Source organism: Neobacillus sp. PS3-40 (genome assembly GCF_030915485.1).
Classification (GTDB): Bacteria; Bacillota; Bacilli; order Bacillales; family Cytobacillaceae; genus JAUZPL01.
The window spans coordinates 2,053,169-2,077,174 of sequence record NZ_CP133266.1 but is presented as its reverse complement, the minus strand read 5'-3'; the positions used below and the strand labels follow the sequence as shown (position 1 = coordinate 2,077,174).

23 protein-coding genes are annotated in these 24,006 nt (G+C 39.7%); 22 read left to right on the top strand and 1 reads right to left on the bottom strand.

The window, feature by feature from the left end:
* The first annotated feature begins 9 nt into the window (after window positions 1-9).
* The 19 genes from atpG (at window position 10) to RCG20_RS10125 (ending at window position 20,268) form a co-directional block, all read left to right on the top strand.
* Entirely contained in the window at window positions 10-867 is an 858-nt protein-coding gene (atpG, locus tag RCG20_RS10215; RefSeq protein ID WP_308184132.1) for an ATP synthase F1 subunit gamma, read from the top strand.
* A 211-nt stretch (window positions 868-1,078) separates the two neighbouring features.
* Window positions 1,079-2,500, top strand: a complete 1,422-nt coding sequence (gene atpD, locus RCG20_RS10210; protein ID WP_308184131.1) for a F0F1 ATP synthase subunit beta — start codon at window positions 1,079-1,081, stop codon at window positions 2,498-2,500.
* Window positions 2,501-2,521: 21 nt separating this feature from the next.
* Window positions 2,522-2,929, top strand: a complete 408-nt coding sequence (locus RCG20_RS10205; protein WP_308184130.1) for a F0F1 ATP synthase subunit epsilon — start codon at window positions 2,522-2,524, stop codon at window positions 2,927-2,929.
* A 1,334-nt stretch (window positions 2,930-4,263) separates the two neighbouring features.
* Window positions 4,264-4,638, top strand: a complete 375-nt coding sequence (locus tag RCG20_RS10200) for an NADH-quinone oxidoreductase subunit A (protein ID WP_308184129.1) — start codon at window positions 4,264-4,266, stop codon at window positions 4,636-4,638.
* Window positions 4,629-5,141, top strand: a complete 513-nt coding sequence (locus RCG20_RS10195) for a NuoB/complex I 20 kDa subunit family protein (protein WP_308184128.1) — start codon at window positions 4,629-4,631, stop codon at window positions 5,139-5,141. The genes RCG20_RS10200 and RCG20_RS10195 overlap by 10 nt, the downstream gene beginning before the upstream one ends.
* A 3-nt stretch (window positions 5,142-5,144) precedes the next feature.
* Window positions 5,145-6,146, top strand: a complete 1,002-nt coding sequence (locus RCG20_RS10190) for an NADH-quinone oxidoreductase subunit C (RefSeq protein WP_308184127.1) — start codon at window positions 5,145-5,147, stop codon at window positions 6,144-6,146.
* 3 nt (window positions 6,147-6,149) lie between these two features.
* Window positions 6,150-7,250, top strand: coding sequence for an NADH-quinone oxidoreductase subunit D (locus RCG20_RS10185; RefSeq protein WP_308184126.1), 1,101 nt, complete (start codon window positions 6,150-6,152; stop codon window positions 7,248-7,250).
* Window positions 7,250-8,254 carry an NADH-quinone oxidoreductase subunit NuoH gene (nuoH, locus tag RCG20_RS10180; RefSeq protein ID WP_308184125.1) on the top strand — a complete coding sequence of 335 codons (1,005 nt, stop codon included), beginning with the start codon at window positions 7,250-7,252 and terminating at the stop codon, window positions 8,252-8,254. The genes RCG20_RS10185 and nuoH overlap by 1 nt, the downstream gene beginning before the upstream one ends.
* A gap of 36 nt (window positions 8,255-8,290) precedes the next feature.
* Window positions 8,291-8,710: an NADH-quinone oxidoreductase subunit NuoI gene (nuoI, locus tag RCG20_RS10175; RefSeq protein ID WP_308184124.1), complete on the top strand. Its 420-nt coding sequence runs from the start codon at window positions 8,291-8,293 to the stop codon at window positions 8,708-8,710.
* Entirely contained in the window at window positions 8,707-9,225 is a 519-nt protein-coding gene (locus RCG20_RS10170; protein WP_308184123.1) for an NADH-quinone oxidoreductase subunit J, read from the top strand. Before nuoI ends, RCG20_RS10170 begins: the two co-directional genes overlap by 4 nt.
* Window positions 9,222-9,536, top strand: a complete 315-nt coding sequence (gene nuoK / locus RCG20_RS10165; RefSeq protein WP_308184122.1) for an NADH-quinone oxidoreductase subunit NuoK — start codon at window positions 9,222-9,224, stop codon at window positions 9,534-9,536. Before RCG20_RS10170 ends, nuoK begins: the two co-directional genes overlap by 4 nt.
* A 123-nt stretch (window positions 9,537-9,659) precedes the next feature.
* Window positions 9,660-11,522 (top strand): NADH-quinone oxidoreductase subunit L, encoded by a 1,863-nt coding sequence (gene nuoL / locus RCG20_RS10160; protein WP_308184121.1) that lies wholly within the window; start codon window positions 9,660-9,662, stop codon window positions 11,520-11,522.
* Between the two features lies 1 nt (window position 11,523).
* The gene (locus tag RCG20_RS10155; protein WP_308184120.1) at window positions 11,524-13,041 is read left to right on the top strand and encodes a complex I subunit 4 family protein; all 1,518 of its coding nucleotides are present in this window, start codon (window positions 11,524-11,526) and stop codon (window positions 13,039-13,041) included.
* A 6-nt stretch (window positions 13,042-13,047) separates the two neighbouring features.
* Entirely contained in the window at window positions 13,048-14,562 is a 1,515-nt protein-coding gene (gene nuoN / locus RCG20_RS10150) for an NADH-quinone oxidoreductase subunit NuoN (protein ID WP_308184119.1), read from the top strand.
* Between the two features lie 392 nt (window positions 14,563-14,954).
* Window positions 14,955-15,212: a DUF1146 family protein gene (locus tag RCG20_RS10145; protein ID WP_308184118.1), complete on the top strand. Its 258-nt coding sequence runs from the start codon at window positions 14,955-14,957 to the stop codon at window positions 15,210-15,212.
* A gap of 155 nt (window positions 15,213-15,367) precedes the next feature.
* On the top strand, window positions 15,368-16,120 hold the full coding sequence (locus tag RCG20_RS10140) for a YwmB family TATA-box binding protein (RefSeq protein ID WP_308184117.1): 753 nt from the start codon (window positions 15,368-15,370) through the stop codon (window positions 16,118-16,120).
* Window positions 16,121-16,152: 32 nt separating this feature from the next.
* Window positions 16,153-17,457 carry a UDP-N-acetylglucosamine 1-carboxyvinyltransferase gene (murA, locus tag RCG20_RS10135; protein WP_308184116.1) on the top strand — a complete coding sequence of 435 codons (1,305 nt, stop codon included), beginning with the start codon at window positions 16,153-16,155 and terminating at the stop codon, window positions 17,455-17,457.
* A gap of 534 nt (window positions 17,458-17,991) precedes the next feature.
* The gene (gene spoIID / locus RCG20_RS10130) at window positions 17,992-19,023 is read left to right on the top strand and encodes a stage II sporulation protein D (RefSeq protein ID WP_308184115.1); all 1,032 of its coding nucleotides are present in this window, start codon (window positions 17,992-17,994) and stop codon (window positions 19,021-19,023) included.
* 396 nt (window positions 19,024-19,419) lie between these two features.
* Window positions 19,420-20,268 (top strand): stage II sporulation protein SpoIIQ, encoded by an 849-nt coding sequence (locus tag RCG20_RS10125; RefSeq protein WP_308184114.1) that lies wholly within the window; start codon window positions 19,420-19,422, stop codon window positions 20,266-20,268.
* A gap of 194 nt (window positions 20,269-20,462) precedes the next feature.
* On the opposite strand, the gene RCG20_RS10120 is transcribed toward RCG20_RS10125, so the two are convergent.
* Window positions 20,463-20,759: an MGMT family protein gene (locus RCG20_RS10120; RefSeq protein ID WP_308184113.1), complete on the bottom strand. Its 297-nt coding sequence runs from the start codon at window positions 20,757-20,759 to the stop codon at window positions 20,463-20,465.
* 482 nt (window positions 20,760-21,241) lie between these two features.
* Between RCG20_RS10120 and spoIIID the strand changes: the two genes are divergently transcribed.
* The 3 genes from spoIIID (at window position 21,242) to RCG20_RS10105 (ending at window position 23,973) form a co-directional block, all read left to right on the top strand.
* On the top strand, window positions 21,242-21,514 hold the full coding sequence (gene spoIIID, locus RCG20_RS10115; protein ID WP_308184112.1) for a sporulation transcriptional regulator SpoIIID: 273 nt from the start codon (window positions 21,242-21,244) through the stop codon (window positions 21,512-21,514).
* 300 nt (window positions 21,515-21,814) lie between these two features.
* On the top strand, window positions 21,815-22,816 hold the full coding sequence (locus tag RCG20_RS10110; protein ID WP_308184111.1) for a rod shape-determining protein: 1,002 nt from the start codon (window positions 21,815-21,817) through the stop codon (window positions 22,814-22,816).
* 362 nt (window positions 22,817-23,178) lie between these two features.
* Window positions 23,179-23,973 (top strand): flagellar hook-basal body protein, encoded by a 795-nt coding sequence (locus RCG20_RS10105; protein ID WP_308184110.1) that lies wholly within the window; start codon window positions 23,179-23,181, stop codon window positions 23,971-23,973.
* Window positions 23,974-24,006 lie beyond the last annotated feature (33 nt).

Sequence of the window (24,006 nt, the reverse complement as noted above, 5' to 3'; positions counted from 1 at the left end):
TGAGAACCTGTGGCATCATTACGCGATATTAAATCTAAAATAAATTCGACTAAAAAGACGAGCCAGATAACAAAGGCAATGCAAATGGTCTATTCTGCAAAATGGAGCCGTGGAGTTATGAGTGCAAAGGCATTCGTTCCTTACATGGAAAAAATCAGAGAGGTAACAGCCTCGATTGCCCATGGTAGCAAAGGGATTGCGCATCCAATGTTACAAGCCCGTCCAGTCAAAAAAACTGGTTATTTAGTGATAACCTCGGACCGTGGATTAGCAGGTGCATATAACAGTAATGTTTTGCGTCGAGTTTTTCAAACGATCCAATCTAAACATAAATCAAATGACGAGTTTGCCATCATTGCAATTGGTAGAATCGGGCGTGACTTTTTCGTCAAGCGTGGCATGAACGTAGTACAGGACATTGTTGGCATTTCGGATCTACCTGTATTCGCTGATATTAAAGATATTGCGAGCAGTACAGTTGGTATGTTTGCAGATGGAACATTCGATGAACTACATTTATACTACACACACTACGTCAGTGCGATTCAACAAGATGTAACAGGACAGCAGTTGCTACCATTAACAGATATCGGTACTTCTACAAAATTGATGTCTTATGAGTTTGAACCGTCAGCAGAAGAAATATTAGAAGTTCTTTTGCCGCAATATGCGGAAAGCTTAATTTATGGAGCACTTTTAGATAGTAAAGCAAGTGAATGTGCGGCTCGTATGACAGCCATGAAAAATGCAACAGATAATGCGACTGAGTTAATAAACTCTTACAGCCTTATTTACAACCGTGCTCGTCAAGCAGCGATTACGCAAGAAATTACTGAAATCGTTGGCGGAGCAGCAGCATTAGAATAAAGTGAGGGGCGCATTTAGCGTCCTCCTATAAAATTTTTAAAAGAAAACTCGCCGATTGGCGAGCCCCTAAGGGCGATGACAGAGTCGTAGTTGCCCTTATGCGCTAGCAGAATTTATGGAAATAAATTCTGATTAGCTAAAAAAGGGTAAGGGGATTATTGAATTCGTCGAACCCATTTTGATTGTAATAAGTACGCAAGGAGGGAACATGATGAACAAAGGACGCGTTGTTCAGGTTATGGGTCCGGTTGTTGACGTAAAGTTTGAAAGCGGTCATCTTCCAGAGATCTATAACGCATTAAAAATAAATTCTAAAGCGCGTAATGAGTCAGAAGTTGATATCAACTTAACTTTTGAAGTAGCCCTTCATTTAGGTGATGATACAGTTCGGACGATTGCGATGGCTTCTACAGATGGTTTAACTCGTGGATTAGAAGTTACTGATACAGGTGCTCCCATCTCCGTACCAGTTGGAGATGTTACACTTGGTCGTGTTTTCAATGTATTGGGAGATGTCATTGATCTTGATGGCACAATGCCTGAAGGAATTCGCCGTGATTCCATTCACCGTGAAGCTCCAACATTTGAACAGCTTTCAACAGAAGTAGAAATTCTTGAAACAGGAATTAAAGTTGTAGACCTTCTTGCACCATACATCAAAGGTGGAAAAATCGGCCTATTTGGTGGTGCCGGTGTAGGTAAAACAGTTTTAATTCAGGAATTAATCAATAATATTGCTCAAGAACATAGCGGTATCTCTGTATTCGCCGGTGTTGGTGAACGTACCCGTGAAGGTAACGACCTTTACCACGAAATGACTGATTCTGGTGTTATCAAGCAAACAGCGATGGTATTCGGCCAAATGAACGAGCCACCTGGAGCACGTATGCGTGTTGCTTTAACTGGTTTGACAATGGCAGAATTTTTCCGTGATGAACAGGGACAAGACGTTCTTTTCTTCATGGATAACATCTTCCGTTTCACACAAGCAGGTTCTGAGGTTTCAGCACTACTAGGCCGTATGCCTTCTGCCGTAGGTTACCAACCAACCCTTGCTACTGAAATGGGTAAATTACAAGAACGTATTACTTCTACTAATAAAGGTTCTGTTACATCTATCCAAGCAATTTACGTACCAGCCGATGACTATACGGACCCGGCTCCGGCAACAACATTTGCTCACTTAGATGCAACTACTAACCTTGAGCGTAAGCTTTCTGAAATGGGTATTTACCCAGCTGTGGATCCACTTGCTTCGACTTCTCGTGCATTGTCACCTGAAATCGTTGGGGAAGAGCACTATTCAGTTGCCCGCCAAGTACAACAAACATTACAACGTTATAGAGAATTACAGGATATCATCGCAATCCTCGGTATGGACGAATTATCTGATGATGATAAGTTAGTCGTAGGCCGTGCGCGTCGTATCCAATTCTTCTTATCACAAAACTTCCACGTTGCTGAACAGTTTACTGGACAGCCGGGTTCATATGTACCAGTTAAAGAAACCGTTAAAGGCTTCAAAGAGATTCTTGAAGGCAAATACGACCACCTTCCAGAAGATGCATTCCGTCTCGTTGGTAAAATTGAAGACGTAATAGAGAGTGCAAAACGTATGGGCGTAGAGATCTAAAACGAGCCAGGAGGGTAAAAAATGAAGACGATTAAAGTCAATGTTGTTACTCCCAATGGCCCGGTGTTTGAATCAGATGTGGAAATGGTCAGCACAAAAGCTCTAAGCGGTGAGCTAGGTATTTTACCTGGACACATTCCATTAGTTGCACCATTGGAAATTGGTGCCGTTCGCCTCAAGAAAGATGGTAAAACAGAGCTAATTGCTGTCAGTGGTGGATTACTAGAAGTTCGCCCTGATCAGGTAACAATTTTAGCTCAAGCAGCAGAAGTAGCTACCGATATTGATGTTGAACGTGCACTAAGAGCGAAAGAGCGTGCAGATCAGCGTTTGCATGAGAAGAGCCAAGAAGATACTGACTTCAAACGTGCTCAACTTGCGCTACAACGTGCCATCAATCGCCTTGCCGTTTCGGAACGAAGAATGTAAGAATATATATGAAATGAAAACCTCCCAGATGATTTCTGGGAGGTTTTTTAATGTGGAAAAAACCGTTGGTGCTTGGTTCGCGCGGGTAAAACGTGTTTTCCCGCGGGTAAACATCAAAAACACGTGGGTAAATAGTCAATTTCCGCGGGTAAACTTCCGAAGTCCGCGGGTAACAGGGAAAGATCTTATGAAATAAGCAGTAAGATAGTGAGAATCCTCTTTATATTGTAGAAATCCAAAAGAAAAGTTACCTCGCCAGTCCTCTGACTGTCGTTTTAGTTGATAAATGTTGTGGGTTCAATGAAGTCCGCGGTTAAAACGTGCCTTTCCGCGGGTAACTCCTGAAGTTCGCGAGTAACAGGGAAAGATCTAAAGAAATAGGCAGTAAGATAGTGGAAACCCCCTTTATATTGTTAAAATCCTCTTTTTATAATTAGTAACTAGAAGAATACGTAATGAGAAATTCCAAATTGTCCGCGAATTGTCAGGAATAACAGGTAAGTTTTTAAAATAAATGAGTAAATAAACAGAGTGGAGGAAACCTCTTAAGGGCTAGTAGGCAAAGACAATACGTGCTTAACTTATCTATTAAATAAAAGAACATAATAACCCCAATTTAATAGGTGAAAACTGTAAATACCTTGCAAGGATTACAAATGACAATTTGTGCAAAAATACATATATTTTCCCATTTTACGAACCTTATTATGTTAAAATGGGTACGTAAAATAGTAATAAAATCAGCAGGTTGATAGAAATCTGCACATTAAAATTGGGTTTTAAAGAATATAGATAATATAGAGAAAATAACTATTGGGGAGTGTTGCTAGGTGAAAATGGGATCAGTTAATCAATCATATAATGTAAGGGGAGGAATGGGATAGGATAGGGGATGGAAACGCGTTTCTATCATATCCATGATTTTCATTCTTTGTGCAGAAACTAGTTGTTAGTAAGTAAGGATAATGTACTTCCTGAAGAATCGCGCAAGTGAGGTTACGCGAAGGGGGGAGGGTCTGGCCTAATTTATGAATATATAATGAACATTAAATGACAAACCTCACTGACAACTATATTGTTTTATAGTTAAATAATGAATGATGTCGAATGGCCGAAAAGATCATGGTAGGTTTTTTGGCGCTATTACTGGGTAATTATAGAAAAACAGTCCTTATAGTAGTGACTTTTGACCTATATATACTGATTCTAACAATATGTTAGAATATGCGAATTTATCAGACGGTTTGTCGACACAACTATGCAACGATGCTATAATGTATTCGGTTACACGTTTTGCTAGTTTGAAAATCTTACAACATTGGAGGGGATAAGACATGGAGCATCTAAATTTATACCACAATAACTATCTTATAGTTGTTGCCTTTCTATGTCTTGGGGTGTTGCTGCCAGTAGTGGCATTGTTTTTAGGGAAGCTTCTGCGTCCTTACAAGCCAAGTGAAGAGAAGTATACTACATACGAGAGTGGCCTTGAGCCTTTTCACGATTCTCGCGTGCAGTTTAATGTCCGCTATTACATGTTTGCCCTGATGTTTGTTATTTTTGATGTAGAAACAGTGTTTTTATATCCATGGGCGGTTGCTTACGATAAACTTGGCATTTTTGCATTAATTGAAATGTTGATTTTTGTTGTAATGCTTGTCATTGGTCTTGTTTACGCTTGGAAAAAGAAGGTGTTGAGATGGATTTAAAGTTAAATGATATTTCGCCTCAGGAAATGCAAGAATTGCAAAGAAATGTATTCTTAGCAACGCTAGAGCAAGTCAAGGGATGGGCACGTAGTAATTCACTCTATCCGGTGACATTTGGTCTAGCATGTTGTGCGATTGAAATGATGGGTGTAGGTTCCTCTCATTATGACTTGGATCGGTTTGGTTCATTTTTCCGTAACTCTCCAAGGCAATCAGATGTAATGATTGTATCAGGAACAGTAACAAAAAAAATGGCTCCAATTTTACGCCGTATTTATGATCAAATGTCTGAACCAAAATGGGTAATTGCGATGGGTTCGTGTGCAACTGCCGGAGGTCCTTATGTGAATGCATATTCAGTTGTTAAGGGAGTCGACCAAATCGTTCCTGTGGATGTATACATTCCGGGATGCCCTCCAAACCCGGCCGCTTTAATTTATGGAATCAATAAATTAAGGGATAAGATTCGCTATGAAGCGAAGACAGGGAAGAAGGTGATCTAACCGATGAGTGGGGAAAAAGATCTTGATCAGTTAAAAAAAGAAGCCGTTGCAAAGGCAAAAGCAGCTGCGCTTGCGAAAAAACAAGCAATGTTAGCGGGCGGTGAATCTAAACAAGAAGAAAAGGCTGCTGCCCCAGAAGTGGTAAAAGAAGAAACGCCAGCATCTGGAGACGATGCCGACCTTGCCAAGAAAAAAGCCGTAGCGGTAGCGAAGGCAAAAGCAGCCGCCGCCGCAAAAGCGAAGGCAGCAGCAGGCGGAGCAGAAGCACCAGCACCACAAGGTGGAGCAGAAACTCCACTAGGTGATGATGATTTGGCAAAAGCGAAGGCTATAGCTGTAGCCAAAGCAAAAGCCGCCGCAGCAGCGAAAGCAAAAGCAGCAGGTGGTGGAGAAGCATCTCCAGCAGCTGATGAAAAGGCACAAGCAATCGCCGCAGCGAAAGCAAAGGCAGTAGCGGCAGCCAAAGCAAAAGCCGCAGCATCGACAGAAGGTGCTACAGCCGAACCAACTGAAGCGGTGAAGATTTCGCCTAATCAGAAATACCTGGATAAGTACGTAAAGGTGATTGAGGAAAACTTAGGTAAAGGTATATTAGAAGATTATTATATTAATAGCCTATCAAGAGATGTCCCAACCCTTATAGCAAAGCCAGATTCCTATTTTAAAATAGCTCAATTTTTAAAATATAATGAGCAGTTAGGGTTTAATTCTCTAACAGAGCTTCATGGAACTGATTTTGAAACGTATATGGAAGTATATGTTCACTTATTCTCATACAAGACTCGTCAATATGTAGTCTTGAAAGTAAAGCTTGATCGTGATGAACCAACAATCGAATCCATTGAGCCAATTTGGAATGGAGGAAACTGGGCTGAATGTGAAGCATATGATTTACTTGGCATAAAGTTTACAGGGCATCCAGATTTGCACAGGATTATGCTTGGAGAAGATTGGGTTGGCTATCCACTTAGAAAAGATTATAAGCCGTATGATGTGGAGGTGTAACCAATGATACGTACAGAAGAAATGTTGTTAAACGTGGGTCCTCAGCATCCAAGTACGCACGGTGTATTCCGACTTGTGGTAAAAATTGATGGGGAAATTATTACAGAAGCAAAGCCTGTCATCGGTTATTTACACCGTGGGACAGAAAAATTAGCTGAAAACCTGCAATATACCCAGATCATCCCTTACACAGACAGGATGGACTATGTATCTGCGATGACGACCAACTACGTCCTCTGCCATGCAGTTGAAACAATGATGGATCTTGAAATTCCAGAACGTGCGGAATATTTGCGAGTAATCGCAATGGAATTGAGTCGTACCGCAAGTCACCTTGTTTGGTGGGGTACTTTCTTGCTTGATATTGGGGCAGTAAGTCCGTTCCTGTTCGCATTCCGGGATCGTGAAATGATTCTTGATTTACTAAATGAATTATCTGGTGCACGCCTAACCTTTAACTATATGCGTGTTGGTGGGGTTAAGTGGGATGCTCCAGATGGCTGGATTCAGAAGGTAAAAGAATATGTTCCATACTTGCGTGAACAGATGGTAGGCTACCACGAACTTGTTACTGGGAATGAAATATTTATGAACCGTGTAAAAGGCGTTGGTAAGTATACTGCAGAAGATGCTATTAATTACTCGTTAACCGGAGCAATGCTTCGTTGCACTGGTATTAATTATGATGTTCGTAAAGATGAGCCATATTCAATTTATGATCGTTTTCAATTTGAACCATCTGTACAACAGGGTGGCGATGCCTGGGCACGCTACCATGTACGCTTAGGAGATATTGAAAACTCACTGAAGATCATTGAGCAAGCATGTGAGCAATTCCCTGAAAAAGGTGAGATTCTTGCAAAAGTGCCAAAGATTATTAAAGCACCTAAAGGTGAAACATTTGTAAAAATTGAATCACCTCGTGGAGAAGTTGGTTGCTATATCTCAAGTGACGGTAAAAAAGAACCATATCGCTTAAAATTCAGAAGACCATCATTCTATAATCTTCAAATTCTCTCGAAACTATTAAAAGGCGAAAATATGGCAAACCTCGTTACTATTTTAGGATCATTTGATATTATCCTTGGGGAGGTGGATGGCTAATGATGGAAGATTTACTTCAATCAAGTCCAAGTCTATTCAATTTCTCTATCTTCTTTATACAGGCTGTAGTCTTTCTTTTAATTACATTAGCATTTGTTTGTTACGGAATTTTAGCAGAGCGGAAAGTTATGGGTTACATGCAGTTACGTCATGGCCCGAAATTCCTCGGAGGTAAATGGGGACTTTTACAAACGATTGCCGACGTTTTGAAACTCTTACTTAAAGAGGATATTATGCCGAGGGCAATTGATAAGCCATTATTTATAATAGCTCCTGTCATGGCTTTTGCACCATCCTTTATGGTACTTGCTACGATCCCATTCACAGACAAATTTCAATTTGCTGATATCGGGATTGGAGTTCTCTACTATGTTGCAGTATCCGGCTTAACGATAGTTGGGATTGTGACAGGTGGTTGGGCTTCAAATAACAAGTATGCTCTTTTAGGAGCAATGCGGGCAGCTGCTCAGATGATTTCTTATGAAATTCCACTTGTTATGTCTGTTATCGGTGTAATTTTATTATCTGGTAGCTTAAATTTAAATGATATTGTTGAAACTCAAAAACATGGATGGTTTATCTTATTACAACCAATTGGTTTTATCGTATTCTTTATCTCATCCTTTGCTGAATTAAACCGATCCCCGTTTGACCTTTCTGAAGCGGAATCGGAGCTTATTGCTGGATATCATATCGAGTATTCTGGTTTCCGCTGGGCGTTCTTTATGCTTGCAGAGTATGTTTACTTGTTTGCGATGTCTTCGCTAATTACAGTTGTTTTCCTAGGTGGATGGTTGCCTCCACTTCACGCACTAAGCTTCATCCCAGGTTCAATCTGGTTTCCACTTAAATTTGTTGTCGTTATTTTTGTTTACATTTGGTGCCGCACAACGTTCCCACGGATGCGCGCTGACCAATTAATGGAGTTTGGTTGGAAAGTTCTTCTCCCAATTTCATTAGCCAATATTTTCTTAACTGCTTTGATCAAAACTCTCTTCTTTTAATAGAAGAAACCTACTTTTAAAAAAGGGGTGAAAAACGTGCTTGGATTTACAAAAGGCTTAAAATATACCCTAAAGCAATTAACAAAACAAAAAGTCACTTATGATTATCCAAATAAGCCGCTTCCGCTTCCGGACCGGTTTCGTGGAATCCAAAAGTTTAATCCGGAAAAATGTATCGTGTGCAATCAGTGCATGAACATTTGCCCTACCCAATGTATAAACCTAATAGGTAAAAAGCACCCTGACCCTACTAAAAAGGGTAAAATCATCGATACGTATGATATTAACTTTGAATTATGTATATTATGCGATTTGTGTACAGAGGTGTGCCCGACTGAAGCAATTGTCATGACGAACAATTTTGAGCTTGCAGAATTCAGCCGCGATGCATTATTCAAAGACCTTCAGTGGTTGGATGAAAACGACGAAAATGTACGGAAGGTGAATAAACCATGACATTTTCTGGAGAATTCCTTGCCTTTATGATTCTCGCCTTAGTTGCGATAATTGGTGGAGTGCTGTTATTAAACCTTAAAAAGGTTATTCACATGGTAGTAGCACTTGTATTTACGTTCATTAGTATTGCTGGTATTTATGTACTACTTTCAGCAGAATTTTTGGCTGGTGCTCAAATATTAATTTATTCTGGTGCCATTACCATTATCATGCTGTTTGGGATCATGCTTACAAATCACCATGCTGAAAATGAAGCAACTGGTGGTAGAGTGAGAAAGATCTTGTTATTTTTAGGTGTTGTTGGCTTTGCATTTGCTGTTTATATCGGAATTTACAATTTTGATGTCGCGCAAGTGCCAACCAAACTGTATGAAAATAACACCTTGCAAATTGGTAAGGCCTTGTACTCAAAACACATTATTCCTTTTGAAGTAACTTCGGTTTTACTTTTAGTCTCACTTGTTGGTGCGATTGTTCTTGCAAAAAAAGATGAGAAGGAGGCGGATGAGGAATGAGTTCAATTCCCGCTTCAGCCTTCCTGGCACTAGCGTTAATTTTATTCTGTATCGGTTTATACGGTGCCTTGACAAAAAGAAATGCTGTTATCGTTCTGATTTCAATTGAATTAATGCTAAACGCGGTCAACATTAACTTGGTGACCTTTAGCAAGTACGGTATTGCTCCATCTATAACCGGACAAATTTTTGCCTTGTTTGCTATAACAGTAGCAGCTGCAGAAGCAGCAGTAGGCATAGCGATCTTATTCTCGCTTTACCGTAATCGTCGAACAGTTAATATTGATGAAATGAACACAATGAAACATTAAAAATGGGTGAACAATCATAAATGGTCACACCATGATCTGTCCCGCAAATAAGCGGGCCCAATCTGACGCGCAGTTAAAAGAAATAAAAAAGCATTAGCGCGTGTAAAAAAGGGGATAGTGATAATGATGGAAAATGCATGGATTATACCGCTTTTCCCGCTATTATCGTTTTTGATCCTTCTTCTATTTGGTAAGCGACTTAAGGAAGCTAGTGCCTATGTGGGGATTCTCTTCACGTTGGCCTCGCTTGTCTACTCAATTTTGGTGTTGATTGAACGTTTTTCAGCTCCAAACTACGTAGCGAAGGTCGATTGGCTTACCATAGGAGATATTCATTTAACAGCGGGCTTTGAAGTGAATCAATTAAATGCATTAATGCTGTTTATTGTATCGCTCGTAAGTTTCTTAGTACATACTTACTCAAAAGGGTATATGCACGGGGATGAGCGATTTCCGGTATTCTATGCCTACTTAGGAATGTTTACATTCTCGATGCTTGGCTTGGTAATTTCACCAAACATCTTACAGACCTATATTTTCTGGGAACTTGTTGGTGTTGGTTCCTTCCTATTAATCGGTTTCTATTTTTACAAAGAAGAAGCAAAGGCTGCTGCAAAAAAAGCATTCATCATGACCCGTATCGGGGATGTTGGATTGTTTATTGGAATGATTCTATTATTCTGGCAGACTAAAAGCTTCGAATATGATGCAATTTTTAAAGCTGTTGCAGATGGATCTGTTGCACAAAATATGATCACTTTGACAGCAATTCTAATCTTTATTGGAGCTGTAGGTAAATCAGGTCAATTTCCGCTACACACATGGTTGCCAGATGCGATGGAAGGTCCGACACCAGTTTCGGCATTAATCCACGCAGCAACAATGGTAGCAGCGGGTGTTTACTTAGTTGCAGCACTATACCCACTCTTTTTGGCAAGCCAAACAGCATTATTAACAATTGCAGTAATCGGTGGTTTCACCGCTATTTTTGCAGCTAGTATTGGCCTTGTTCAAACAGATATTAAGAGAGTCCTAGCCTATTCAACGGTTAGCCAACTTGGCTACATGATGCTTGCTTTAGGTTCTGGCAGCTATGTAGGTGGAGTATTCCACTTAATGACACATGCTTTCTTTAAAGCATTGCTGTTCCTTGCAGCAGGAAGTGTCATTCATGCTGTTCATACACAGGAAATAGAAGAAATGGGCGGGCTTTGGAAAAAGCTCCGCATTACAGGGCCATTATTTTTAATCGGAGCATTGTCGATCAGTGGTGTTCCACTATTTGCAGGATTTTTCAGTAAAGATGAAATTTTGGCTGCTGCATGGGAAGGTGGACATCCAATTCTTTTCTTGCTTGCCTTGATTGCAGCATTCTTTACCGCATTTTATATGTTCCGTTTGTTCTTCATGGTATTTACTGGTGAGCAGCGGAGCAAAAAAGAACATGTCCATGAGTCACCTGCTTCAATGACTTTTCCAATGATTCTGCTTGGAATACTCGCAGTCGTTGGTGGTTACGTCAATACAACATGGTTTGGATCATTCCTTGGTGATTGGCTAACAGAAGGAAACGAAGCACTTGTTCAACATGGTGAAGCTCCCGTATGGATTATGATTTTAGCATCGGTTGTTTCCTTAGCAGGAATATACTTTGCATGGCTTATTTATGGAAAACGCTCTATTTCACGCAATTGGTTAAGTGGAAAGGGAGACAGACTCCATACTATTCTTTTAAACAAATATTATGTAGATGAATTTTACCAATTAACCATTCTTACCTTTGTAAAAGGATTTAGCTACTTCTTACAGTTCATTGATGTATATATCGTCGAAGGTCTTGTAAGAGTAGTAGTTGGATTTGTTCAAGGACTTGGTCTATCTGGTTCCAAATTACAAAGCGGGCAGGTTCAAACGTATGGAGCGGTTGCTTTCGTTGGGCTTGCGGTATTAGTGGTTATCTTTGCTTTAACAGGGGGGTATTTATAAAATGGGCTTATCTTCTGTTCTTTCGATCCTGGTATTCTCCCCTTTACTAGGAATTGTGTTTTTAGCTTTAATGCCAAAAGGTAAGGGAAAAGCAATTAAAGTAGTTGGCTTTCTATTTACATTACCGGCCCTAGTACTTTCGCTTGCAACCTATTTACATTATCAGGCGGGCAAGGATCTCAATGATTTTTCCGTTTCGGTTCCATGGATCCAATTCGGAGGTTTTAAAGACACTCATCATTTATTCTCAGTCTACTATGAACTTGGACTTAGTGGCTTTTCATTGCTATTAATTGTTCTAACTTCAATAGTTGCTACATTGGCGGCGATTGCTTCCATTTATATTAAAAAAGAGTGGAAAGGCTTCTTCATGCTATTCCTGCTTTTAGAAACAGGAATGCTAGGCGTCTTTACAGCTCAAAACATGATTTTGTTCTTTATCTTTTTCGAAATTACTCTCATTCCAACCTTCTTCTTAGTCGGAAAATGGGGTTATTTTGAAAAAGAAAAGGCTGCCTTTAGCTTTTTAATCTACAACGGCTTAGGTTCAGCAATTCTATTAATCGTGATCATGATTCTGTTTGCAAAAACAGGAACAACAAATATCGATCAATTGCATCACTTTATTAATGATAAAAATGTTGATATGATCTCGCCATTGTCAGGTCAATTGAAGATGGGCTTGTTCCTTGGACTATTGATTGCATTTGGTGTTAAATTACCGATTTTCCCATTGCATACATGGATGCTGCGTGTTCACGTAAATGCGCCAATTCCAACTGTTATGATCCACTCTGGTATTCTATTAAAAATCGGTGCTTACGGTTTAATTACTTTTGGAATGGGACTTTTCCCAGAACAATTTAAACAAGTAGCTGTTCTACTAGCTATTCTGGGCGTCATTAACCTGCTTTATGGTGCTTTCCTTGCTTTCATCCAAACGGATTTCAAATTGGTGCTTGCTTATTCATCTATTTCCCATATGGGAATTGTGTTGATTGGGCTTGCGGCTATGAATGAAGCTGGAATTCAAGGTGCTATATTCCAAATTATGTCTCACGGTTTAATATCCGCATTGCTGTTCTTCATTGTTGGAGTCTTTTATGAGCGTACGGATACAACAGATATTCCAAGTCTAGGCGGAATGGCACATGGAATGCCACGTGCAGCTGGATTTTTACTAGCAGGTGGATTAGCATCTCTTGGTTTGCCGGGTATGTCCGGCTTTGTCAGTGAATTTATGGCATTCTTAGGGCTATTTCAAGAAATGCCAGTTATTGCTGCAGTTGGAACGCTTGGAATTATCATGACAGCAGCATACTTGCTTCGGTCGGTGCTTGGAATTACGTATGGTAAATCGCATCGTGATTTTAACGGAATTCTCGATCTAAAAGGTGTCGAGTTTGTACCTGTTGTTGTTCTAATGATCTTAATTGTGTTAATCGGTGTATACCCTAGTATTCTCAGCACACCGCTTCGCGCCACACTAGATACAATTATGCTTGGGTTAGGAGGGTGATGAAGGATGGATCTTGAGACATTGCAATCGTATAATTGGGGTATCATGACACCGGAGTTCATCATCGTTGCTGTTGCTGCATTACTTTCACTTCTTGATTTGTTTATGCCGAAAAAAATCAATCGAAAAATTTTAGGCTGGATTGGCATCCTTGCGATCTTTGCTGCAATTGTATCACTTGCAGGATTAGTCGATAATAATGTGACATCCATATTAGATGATACATTCCGCCTTGATTCTTTTGCAAAGGCATTTAAATTAATCATACTATGCGGCTCAGCACTGGTGCTATTTTTGGCAGTCAGCTATGTTCCAAAGGATGGAATAGAAAAATACCACGGTGAATTCTATTATTTATTTTTAACCGCATTGCTAGGGGCAATGATCATGACTTCAAGCGGGGATTTAATTACCTTGTTTGTCGGTCTTGAATTGTTATCCATTTCTTCTTATATACTAGCTGGCATGCGTAAATACAATTTACAATCAAATGAGTCTGCGATGAAATACGTCATCAATGGCGGTATTTCGACAGCCATTGCTCTGTTCGGTATGAGCTATGTTTATGGCCTAACTGGAACAACGAACTTATTGGCAATCGCTGGAAAACTGCAGTCATTAGCAGATCCCCAGCATGTTTACTTGTTAGGGTTATCGTTCTTGATGATTTTTGTGGGTTTATCCTTTAAACTAGCGGTTGCTCCATTTCATATGTGGGCGCCAGATGTTTATCAAGGAGCACCAACACCTGTTACAGCCTTTTTAAGTGTTATCTCTAAAACGGCTGGATTTGTGATCATTATTCGTATCATCTTATCTGTATTCGGTCTTGCAGTAACGGATGGGCCAGGTACTGAACCAATCCTACTAAAAATGCAGGACTACCTTGCTGTAATTGCTGGTGTAACAATGATCATCGGAAACGTTGTTGCATTAAAGCAAACAAATATCAAAAGAATGTTTGCCTATTCAAGTATCTCTCATGCAGGTTACATTCTGGTAGCGCTTGTCTCAATGAACTATTTTATGTTTGATGCCATCTGGTTTTACTTGGTAGCTTACATGTTCATGAACCTAGGGGCCTTTGCTGTCATTCAATTGATCTCTGAAAAAACGGGTTCAGAAAAAATTACTGATTATGCCGGTCTATACAGCCGTTCTCCGATACTTGCAGTCGCAATGGGAGTCTTAATCCTCTCGCTCGCTGGTTTCCCAGGAACCGCTGGATTTATCGGGAAGTTAAATATCTTTACAAGTGCCTTTGTTGGTCAAGACTCTCATTACGTCTTAGCATCAGTTATGATTGCAACCACTGTTGTGTCATATTTCTACTACTTTGGTGTTTTGGCGCAAATGTTTTTCAGACCAGCTGTCGACAAGTCAAAATTCAACATGCCATTTGGAATCTTTTTTGTCATCATCGTTTCGGTTGTGGCATCGGTTCTGCTAGGAGTAGCGCCAAATACAGCGCTCGACTTCCTACACAACCACTTTAACCAGTTCCAAGACTTTTTGAAATAATGGATTTGCCGGTCAAATAGTCTAATACTTTGGGGGAAGTAAAAGGCTATAGGGGGTAAAATAATAAGCACAAAAAAAGGAAGGGGAGGGAGAACCCTTCTTTTTTTGTGCTTATAAGGGCTTAAAAGGTGACAGGCACCATCCATTTTTTAGGTGATGTTTACCATTTAGCATTTTTTCATAGTAAATAAAAAAATTTTGTCCAATTTTTAGCAATAGACTTCGGTTTTTCATTCCCCAATATGGTAGAATTATCTTTGTGTAAAAAAGCACTGAATTAAGAGGGATTTAGGGGATCTAAAGATCTGTAAACCAATATAAAGGCTGTGTGAACGAAGCCTAATTTATAAGTTGGCCAAGCTTCACTCCTTTTCCATAAAGGCGGTGGCAAGTTGATAAATGATTTTGGACAAATGGCATTGTTAAGTATTCTATCTCATTTAGTTTTCATTGCCCTTGCTTGGTGGGCGCTACAGGCAATCCGATTAGATAAGCTACTTCGTCCTAACCGTGTTTTTCAAGCACGTTTGCTTTATATATTATTGTCTATTTTAATCGGTTCTTCAGTTAGTAATTTTTTCCTTGATTATCTTCAATGGTCAAAACAACTGCCGCTTATTTTACAGGTAATACATTTGGTAAAAATTTAGGTCTTCGTACATGTTCCCTTTTGTGGATTTTTTGAGTACAATCAATTCTATGTGGAAACTGTGTGCTAGCTAAAAATCCTGTCTAAAAGTGACGACATTTCCCAAGTATGCTCTTCTTATCATTGGTAACAATGGTAGTAAGGGGGAGTGTAGAGATGAAGAAAAATGCAACTTACTTTTTATTGCTTTTGATTATGGCTGGATTGTTTCTATTTGGGATAGAAACTAAAGCAAGTAATGCAGCTGTTGAGCTTGATTTAATCAAAATAGTTTCCATTTTTAAAGGCGAACATATTTTGCTCAATGATTGGTCTATTTATGCAAGAGAACATTTGGTTACACTAAAAAGTGAAAAAGAAGTAAAGGAATATGCAAAGAATCTTCAACAAAAGTTTCCCAATTGGGATTGGTCTGTAACAAATACCAATCAAAAATGGGAAGTAACAGCAATTTCCCCAACTTCTAAAAACCACAAAGAAATACTTCAATTGATGACCACCCACACAAAAGAACCTGTAGATACGTACTTAGTATATAGGGTTCTCGGTAATGAGTGGAACAAACAGGCTGAATCCTTTTTTACAACCAATCAATTTAAAAATAGGCTTGATGGCATATTTCTTAGTAAACCAACAATTTTTTCTTGTGTAAAAGGTGAAATCAGTGATAAGATGGTAACGGCTTTGCCTAAAACTGTAAAAAACTTACTATCTATTTTTAATGCGAGTGAAATTGAAGCCTTAAAAGAAGATGCATTTATGTCCGTTTCGGCACATTCGCCCTTGTTTTCTGAACCAATTGAAAATGAAAAGAATAATATGAATTTACAAATAGGCTTACGCCAAGAAGGATTGGGCGCAAATACTACAATTGTAGTTGGCACACCAATCATAACGATTGAATATTAATATAGAGAAAATGGACGCGGAGGGGAATACTCTTGGAAAAAATCATCGTCCGCGGCGGACAAAGGCTTCATGGCACTGTTAAAGTAGAAGGTGCAAAAAATGCCGTATTGCCTGTTATCGCTGCATCATTATTAGCAAGTGATGGAAAAAGTATAATTCGTGATGTGCCAACTCTCTCCGATGTATACACGATTAATGAAGTATTACGCAATCTAAACGCTGAAGTGGTGTTTGAAAATAATACAGTTGTGGTAGATGCATCTAGAGAGTTAAAAGATGAAGCACCTTTCGAATATGTTCGAAAAATGCGTGCTTCCGTTCTTGTTATGGGATCATTACTTGCCCGCAATGGTCGTGCACGGGTTGCATTGCCAGGTGGCTGTGCCATTGGATCCCGTCCTATCGATCAGCACCTAAAAGGTTTTGAAGCAATGGGTGCGAAAGTAAAAGTAGGGAATGGCTTTATCGAAGCGGAGGTTGATGGCCGCTTAAAAGGTGCAAAAGTTTATTTAGATTTTCCAAGTGTTGGTGCAACAGAAAATATTATGATGGCAGCAACCTTAGCTGAAGGAACTACCATCCTTGAAAATGTTGCAAAAGAACCTGAAATCGTTGATCTTGCTAACTTCTTGAACAAAATGGGAGCAAGAGTAATTGGTGCCGGAACTGGTACGATTCGAATTGAAGGCGTAAAGGTATTATTTGGAGCAGACCATGCAATTATTCCAGACCGTATTGAAGCTGGTACCTTTATGGTAGCTGCAGCGATTACAGCTGGAGATGTACTTGTCCAAGGTGCAGTTCCAGAACATTTATCCTCATTAATTGCCAAAATGGAAGAAATGGGCGTTAAAATTCTGGAAGAAGATGATGGCGTTCGCGTTATCGGCCCAGAAAAGCTAAAAGCGGTTGATATTAAAACAATGCCGCACCCTGGTTTTCCAACTGATATGCAATCGCAAATGATGGCACTCTTACTTCGTGCTGAAGGCACAAGTATGATCACTGAAACCGTCTTCGAAAACCGCTTTATGCATGTGGAAGAATTCCGCCGTATGAATGCAGATATTAAAATTGAGGGACGTTCAGTTATCTTAAATGGTTCTTCTATGCTACAAGGGGCTGAAGTATCCGCAACAGACTTACGCGCAGCTGCTGCGTTAATTTTAACAGGATTAGTTGCTGATGGAGTTACACGCGTTACTGAGCTTAAGCACTTAGACCGTGGCTATGTTGACTTCCATTTAAAATTAGCTAGCCTTGGAGCTGACGTTGAGCGTATTAACGAAGCAGAATTCGCTGATAAAGAATCGTTTATTATTGATTTGAACGCATAATAGTGTGAACTGAATAAGAATTGAGCAGGCCGAAGAATGTAGCTGTCAGATGTATGACAGAAGCGTTTTTCGGCTTTTGTTTTTGGAAGAGGTTTTTTTTATACGGCTAATAACGGCAATCATTACTCGAGTAATCCGAGAAACCAACGAAAATAAAATAAGCGGAAATTTTTCGGTTAAATGCAGAATGGAGCTCGTTTCGAGGTGTATAAGCGGAGGTTTTCCGGTTACGCAACGCAAAGTCCCCCATTTTCGCGGTTTTTGAGTCAATAGGCGGAAACTCTCCGTCTATTTAAGTTATTTTTAATCCAATTTACTAATTAACAGGAATTTATCCGTCTATTAAGAATTCGGACAGGTATCAAATATCAACATTTACCTTTAATAGCTTTTTATGAAAAAAGAGGTTCCTTCCGCAATGATTTTTTGAACGTTACAAGGCTTAGTCAAATTTAGTCATAAAAGCTTGTCCCCCTCCATATGTATGAAATGAGACGATTGTCATCGTTTAATTTACAAACTGGAGGCACTTTCATGATTAAGACTAAACCACTTATCGTACTACTATCCATCCTTTTTGTTGTTACTTTGATTATTCCAGCAGTACTCGTCCTCCCCTTTTCAGAGGGAAAATCCAGCGGAAAATTAGGTGAGACATTGACACATGCACCTTCAAAAAATGTAAATGCTGTTCCCACTGCAGATGCGGGTGTAGAAGTGGCTGTTTACCGTTTTTCCAAGTCGAAAATTGAAAATATTCCTCTGGAGAATTACCTTGTTGGTGTAGTTGCAGCAGAAATGCCAGCAGAGTTTGGGGATGAGGCACTTAAGGCACAGGCCTTGACAGCCAGAACATATATTGTTAAACAAATGCTAAGCAAAGACCACCCAGAGCTGCCAAAAGGGGCTGTGGTAGGCGACACAGTCATTAATCAGGTCTACAATAGCGATGATGAACTCAAGAAAATATGGGGAATCGATTATAGCTGGAAAAAAGAGAAAATTTTAAAAGCAGTAAGAGCAACAAGCGGGCAAATTATTACCTATAAAGGCCAAGTGATTAGTGCAATGTTTTTTTCTACAAGCAATGGGTACACAGAGAATTCCGAAGATTACTGGCCTAATTCATTCCCGTATTTAAGAAGTGTGGCAAGTCCCTGGGATAAGGAGTCTCCTAAATTCAACAATCAAAAAATACTTTCTGTTCAAGAATTTGAAACGAAGCTAGGAGTAAAACTGTCAGGAAGCACAACAATAGGCAAAATCACCGATCGAACCGCTGGAAAACGCGTTGGCGAGGTAAACATTAAAGGCAAAGTTTTAACAGGCAGAGAAATACGCGAAAGGCTCGATCTCAAATCCTCAGACTTCTCTTGGGTGCGTAAAGGTAACAATATCATCATAAGCACCCGCGGCTACGGTCACGGGGTCGGAATGAGCCAATACGGCGCAAATGGAATGGCATCTGAAGGAGACAACTACCAGGAAATCATTAAGCACTACTACCAAGGAGTGGATATTACATCCGCTGAGACAATGCTTGCAACAATTACGGCGAGGAAATAGCGTTGGTTGTGGGGATATGGTGGGTAGATAGAGTTAGCGGGAAAAACTGAAAAATTACTTTGCCAGTCCCCGGACTGGCGTTTTTAGTTTAAAAAATTTAGTGGGTCTAAAGAAGTTGGCGGGTAAAACGTGGTTTAGATTCCTCCACATTGATTCCCCAGATAGTATGCAGAAAATTCTCTCCCAAATGGACTTACCTTTTACAAGAAAATATAAGAATCGAGTATATCACCAGCCATAATTGAGTTAGAACACTTACCATTTTAAAAATTTCAAAAAAATTCATCCTCCTATGCATAAAAATAGTCCCTTTGTCGAAAAATAAATAGAAAAAATTTTTTGACAAGTGTATATAATTCTACTTATTTGTTCAGAATGATTGCTGAGGTGATGAAAATGAGAGAGGAAGAAAAAAACCGATCTTCTCAAAGCTCCAGCTTTAAACGCTTTTTCAAAAAGCGTTGGGTATTTCCAGCCATTTATATTGCAAGTGCAGCAATCATTTTGACAGCGGTCCTATGGTATCAAAGCGCAGGTAACAGTGCTTCAGACAAATATGATTACAAGTCCACTGATATTGCTGGTAAAAAGTATCAGCAACCATCTGTCGAAGTAAGCCGTTCAATGGAAAATTTCGTAATGCCTGTTAAGGATTCTGATCAAGTAGTTGTCGAAAAGAAATTCTATGATTTCAAGGGCAACAAGCAAGATCAGGAGGCTTCATTAGTAGTTTACAATAATACGTATGAACCAAATACAGGTATCGACTACCGAATGAAAAATGGTGAAGCCTTTGAAGTTGTGGCTGCATTAAGTGGAACAGTGACAAAGGTGGAAGAGGATTCATTATTAGGGAATGTTATTGAAATTGAACATGACAAAGGAATTGTAACCCTATATGAATCAGTTAAAGCTGTGAAGATCAAGGTTGGCGAACAAGTAGATCAAGGACAAGCTATTGCCACGGCTGGACAAAGCTTGCTCAATGAAAAAGCTGGAACACATGTACATTTTGAAATCCGTAAAGATGGCGTTGCTGTCAATCCGCAAAACTATTTCAATAAACCGTTGAGCGCATTACAGGAAGAAAAGTCTACGGAGACCCAGGCAGATAAAGAGAATGCCAGTCAAAAGAGTGATGACAGTCAAAAGATCAATCAAAAACAAAAGGTAGATCCAACTGACGACGGAGCAACGTCTCCATTAGATAACTCGACTGACTCAACTGATAATACAAATTCTTAATATGGAATAAAAGGGGAGGCATATGCCTTCTCTTTTTTTTGGCTAATCAAAATTTATGTCCATAAATTTTGCTCGCGCATAAGGGCAACTCCGCCTAATCATCGCCCTTAGAGGCTCGCCAATCAGCGAGTTTTCTTTAGCACTCTGCAATCAGGGGTGCGCAACTGGTTTTTTTTGTAAATTTAATAAAAACGTTATTCAGGTTGATATAAATACCTTTCAAGTAAAATGAAACCCTCTTTACTAATTTCAATTCCTTCACATTTCAATAATAAACGTTGCTCTTCATCTTTAAAGCTAATTTCCCCTTTTGAATTAATGACTCTGTGCCATGGTAGGTTATGCTTTCGGCTGAGTGAATGGAGAATTCTGACGACCTGCCTGGCCCCCCGAGGGCTGCCAGCTAATCTGGCAATCTGGCCATATGTCATGACTTTCCCATTAGGAATATTTTTTATGAGGGTAACTGCTCTTTCTGTAAAAGGCTGCATACAAAGTTCCTTTCTTCACAATGCTCTATAAAATGACAAATTTCTCGGGAAATAAGGAAACATCCCCCTATTTCCTAAAAAAACATAATGACTGTAAGGGCTGCAAATTTTTTGACCACTTGTCGAATGGTCGGACAGCCTGATTTTAGCATAGTACTGGAAAAATAGAAGTGGATTTTTTCGTCCAATATTCAAAAAACTTGAGAAATACCTTGTCCCGATTGAGCCATTTGTGCATAATCTCGTATCCAAGCTAATAAAATGTTACAAACCTTTACAAAGGAAAGTGTTTGAGGTGAAGAGTCGTTTGATGATAAAGGGATTTTAGTTGGGGATATGTTTATTCATGATAATTAGAAGGTGTTTCAAACTTTCTGCCGTTTGACAGGGGAGCCCTATCAAATGGATGACAGTATTTCAATGAAGTGATAAGCGAGTCTCATTTCACACTTCTTACATCCAATTTAGGGAGGGCGAGTAGTGTGCACGATTACATCAAAGAGAGAACAATCAAGATTGGAAAGTATATCGTGGAGACGAGAAAAACAGTTCGCGTAATTGCGAAGGAATTTGGCGTATCCAAAAGTACAGTCCATAAAGATTTGACAGAGAGACTGCCTGAAATTAACCCAGATCTTGCGAATGTGGTAAAAGAAATTTTAGATTATCATAAATCCATACGCCACCTAAGAGGCGGAGAAGCAACAAAAATGAAATATCAAAAAGAAGAAAAAGAAGGAGAAGTTGTAAAGTAATGTGAAAGAATTTTTTTAGCCAAGCAGAATTTATATTCATAAATTCTGCTAGTGCATAAGGACAACTACGCTTCTGCCATCGCCCTTTGGAGGGGTTCGCCAATCAGCGAGTTTTCTTTTTAAAAAAGGAATAAATAGGCACAAATAATTTATTTTCGGTAGCATTCTTTTGGAATCCTCAAGATTTCCCATCAATCTGCAAATATTTACAACTTTTTGTATGTAAGTTAGAATGGATATGATAAAATAAGCAATTAGTTATAGTAGTTGGATTCCGTTCTGAGGAGGAAAGAAAAGAGAATGTTTGCTAGGGATATTGGGATAGATTTAGGAACTGCAAACGTGTTAATTCACGTTAAAGGCCGTGGAATTGTTTTGAATGAACCTTCTGTGGTGGCAATTGATAAAAACACAAATCGTGTTCTTGCGGTCGGTGAAGAAGCTCGTCGCATGGTTGGACGTACGCCGGGGAACATTGTCGCAATTCGCCCCCTAAAAGACGGTGTCATCGCAGATTTTGATGTTACTGAAGCAATGTTAAAACATTTTATTAATAAGCTAAACGTTAAAGGATTTTTATCAAAACCACGTATTTTGATCTGCTGCCCAACGAACATTACAAGTGTTGAGCAAAAGGCTATCAGAGAAGCAGCTGAAAAAAGTGGTGGCAAAAAAATCTACTTAGAAGAAGAACCAAAAGTGGCAGCAATTGGCGCTGGAATGGATATTTTCCAACCAAGCGGTAACATGGTAGTTGACATTGGAGGGGGAACGACGGATGTTGCCGTTCTATCCATGGGTGATATCGTAACTTCTTCCTCCATAAAAATGGCCGGTGACAAGTTTGATATGGAAATATTAAACTACATTAAACGTGAATACAAATTGTTGATCGGTGAACGCACCGCTGAAAATATTAAAATCAATATCGGAACCGTATTCCCTGGTTCTCGCTCGGAAGAAATGGAAATCCGCGGCCGCGATATGGTCAGTGGGTTGCCACGTACGATTACAGTTTATTCCGAAGAAATTGAACAAGCATTGCGCGAATCTGTCGCCGTTATTGTTCAAGCTGCAAAAAGTGTTCTTGAACGCACACCACCTGAATTATCTGCCGACATTATTGACCGTGGCGTTATTTTAACAGGTGGAGGAGCATTGTTACACGGAATCGATCTACTCCTTGCTGACGAGCTTAAGGTACCCGTTCTCGTTGCCGAAAATCCTATGGACTGCGTAGCTATCGGAACAGGAATCATGCTTGACAACATCGATCGTCTTCCAAAAAAGAGATTAGGTTAATGAATGATCGGAAAAGTCTAATAAACAAGGCGGACATGCTTTGTTTATTAGACTTTTTTTTATGGAAAAGGGGCTGAATAAACGCCATAACTCCAAAAATAATGCATACCCCATGAAACCCCCATCCTAACTCTGTAAAAAAATCTCCAAGTCCAAAAAACTCTAATTTTAGCTAGCCTCCACCCTCAACACCCCAAAAAAGTGAATTATGTGGACACATTCACTCATCATTCGTGGTATTTTGACCTATTTTTACAATAAATCACTATTTTCTGCAAAAAGTTAATGTGTATTTTGCAAAAATTTTTTATAATAGATTATATGTAGATGGAATATTGACATCCATAATAGAGGTGTAAAACATGTTAAGAGGTTTTTATACAGCTGCAACCGGAATGATGGCACAGCAGCGTAGGACGGAAATGCTAACAAATAATATAGCAAATGCGAATACTCCGGGGTTTAAAGAAGACCAATCATCATTGCGTGACTTCCCGGAATTGTTGATGCAACGAATGAATACAAAGTCGCCCACCAGCCAGCCCATCGGATCGCTTAGCACTGGTGTTTATCTACAGGAAGCCATTCCGAAGTTTATCCAAGGGGACATGCAGGATACGGGTAATAAAACAGACATGGCTCTGATTGATGTGAATATGCCAGCAAAGGGTTCTGTTTTTTTCACAGTTCAAGGCTCGTCTGGTCAGCCTCGTTACACAAGGAATGGCAATTTCACGCTGGATCCAGAGGGATTTTTGACAACAAACGAAGGGCTCTACTTATTAGATGACAAAGGCCAAAAGATTCAACTTTCGAGCGATCAGTTTACTCTAGGTGAAAATGGAACGATAACAGGAATGAACGGGGAAAAGGCCCAACTAGGGATTGCATTTTCCAATAATCCACAGCGGCTTATAAAAGAAGGCAGTGGCCTATACAGAACGGAGAACGGCGCAGCCCTTACCAATGCATCAAACCAGCCTGGCGTTCAATTCAAGCTGCAGCAGGGCGTGCTGGAGCAATCTAACGTAGATGTGACCAAAGCTATGACAGACATGCTAACGGCATACCGCACTTTCGAGGCAAACCAAAAAGTATTACAGGCTTACGACCAAAGCATGCAAAAAGCAGCAAATGAAGTTGGCAAAATCGGCTAATTTTTTAAACCTTGCCACAACCTAGCATGAATA

Coding starts and splice junctions, on each gene's coding strand:
- atpD (WP_308184131.1), top strand. CDS start 1,079: ATGAACAAAGGACGCGTTGTTCAGGTTATGGGTCCGGTTGTTGACGTA.
- RCG20_RS10205 (WP_308184130.1), top strand. CDS start 2,522: ATGAAGACGATTAAAGTCAATGTTGTTACTCCCAATGGCCCGGTGTTT.
- RCG20_RS10200 (WP_308184129.1), top strand. CDS start 4,264: ATGGAGCATCTAAATTTATACCACAATAACTATCTTATAGTTGTTGCC.
- RCG20_RS10195 (WP_308184128.1), top strand. CDS start 4,629: ATGGATTTAAAGTTAAATGATATTTCGCCTCAGGAAATGCAAGAATTG.
- RCG20_RS10190 (WP_308184127.1), top strand. CDS start 5,145: ATGAGTGGGGAAAAAGATCTTGATCAGTTAAAAAAAGAAGCCGTTGCA.
- RCG20_RS10185 (WP_308184126.1), top strand. CDS start 6,150: ATGATACGTACAGAAGAAATGTTGTTAAACGTGGGTCCTCAGCATCCA.
- nuoH (WP_308184125.1), top strand. CDS start 7,250: ATGATGGAAGATTTACTTCAATCAAGTCCAAGTCTATTCAATTTCTCT.
- RCG20_RS10170 (WP_308184123.1), top strand. CDS start 8,707: ATGACATTTTCTGGAGAATTCCTTGCCTTTATGATTCTCGCCTTAGTT.
- nuoK (WP_308184122.1), top strand. CDS start 9,222: ATGAGTTCAATTCCCGCTTCAGCCTTCCTGGCACTAGCGTTAATTTTA.
- nuoL (WP_308184121.1), top strand. CDS start 9,660: ATGATGGAAAATGCATGGATTATACCGCTTTTCCCGCTATTATCGTTT.
- RCG20_RS10155 (WP_308184120.1), top strand. CDS start 11,524: ATGGGCTTATCTTCTGTTCTTTCGATCCTGGTATTCTCCCCTTTACTA.
- nuoN (WP_308184119.1), top strand. CDS start 13,048: ATGGATCTTGAGACATTGCAATCGTATAATTGGGGTATCATGACACCG.
- RCG20_RS10140 (WP_308184117.1), top strand. CDS start 15,368: ATGAAGAAAAATGCAACTTACTTTTTATTGCTTTTGATTATGGCTGGA.
- spoIID (WP_308184115.1), top strand. CDS start 17,992: ATGATTAAGACTAAACCACTTATCGTACTACTATCCATCCTTTTTGTT.
- RCG20_RS10125 (WP_308184114.1), top strand. CDS start 19,420: ATGAGAGAGGAAGAAAAAAACCGATCTTCTCAAAGCTCCAGCTTTAAA.
- RCG20_RS10120 (WP_308184113.1), bottom strand. CDS start 20,759: ATGCAGCCTTTTACAGAAAGAGCAGTTACCCTCATAAAAAATATTCCT.
- RCG20_RS10110 (WP_308184111.1), top strand. CDS start 21,815: ATGTTTGCTAGGGATATTGGGATAGATTTAGGAACTGCAAACGTGTTA.
- RCG20_RS10105 (WP_308184110.1), top strand. CDS start 23,179: ATGTTAAGAGGTTTTTATACAGCTGCAACCGGAATGATGGCACAGCAG.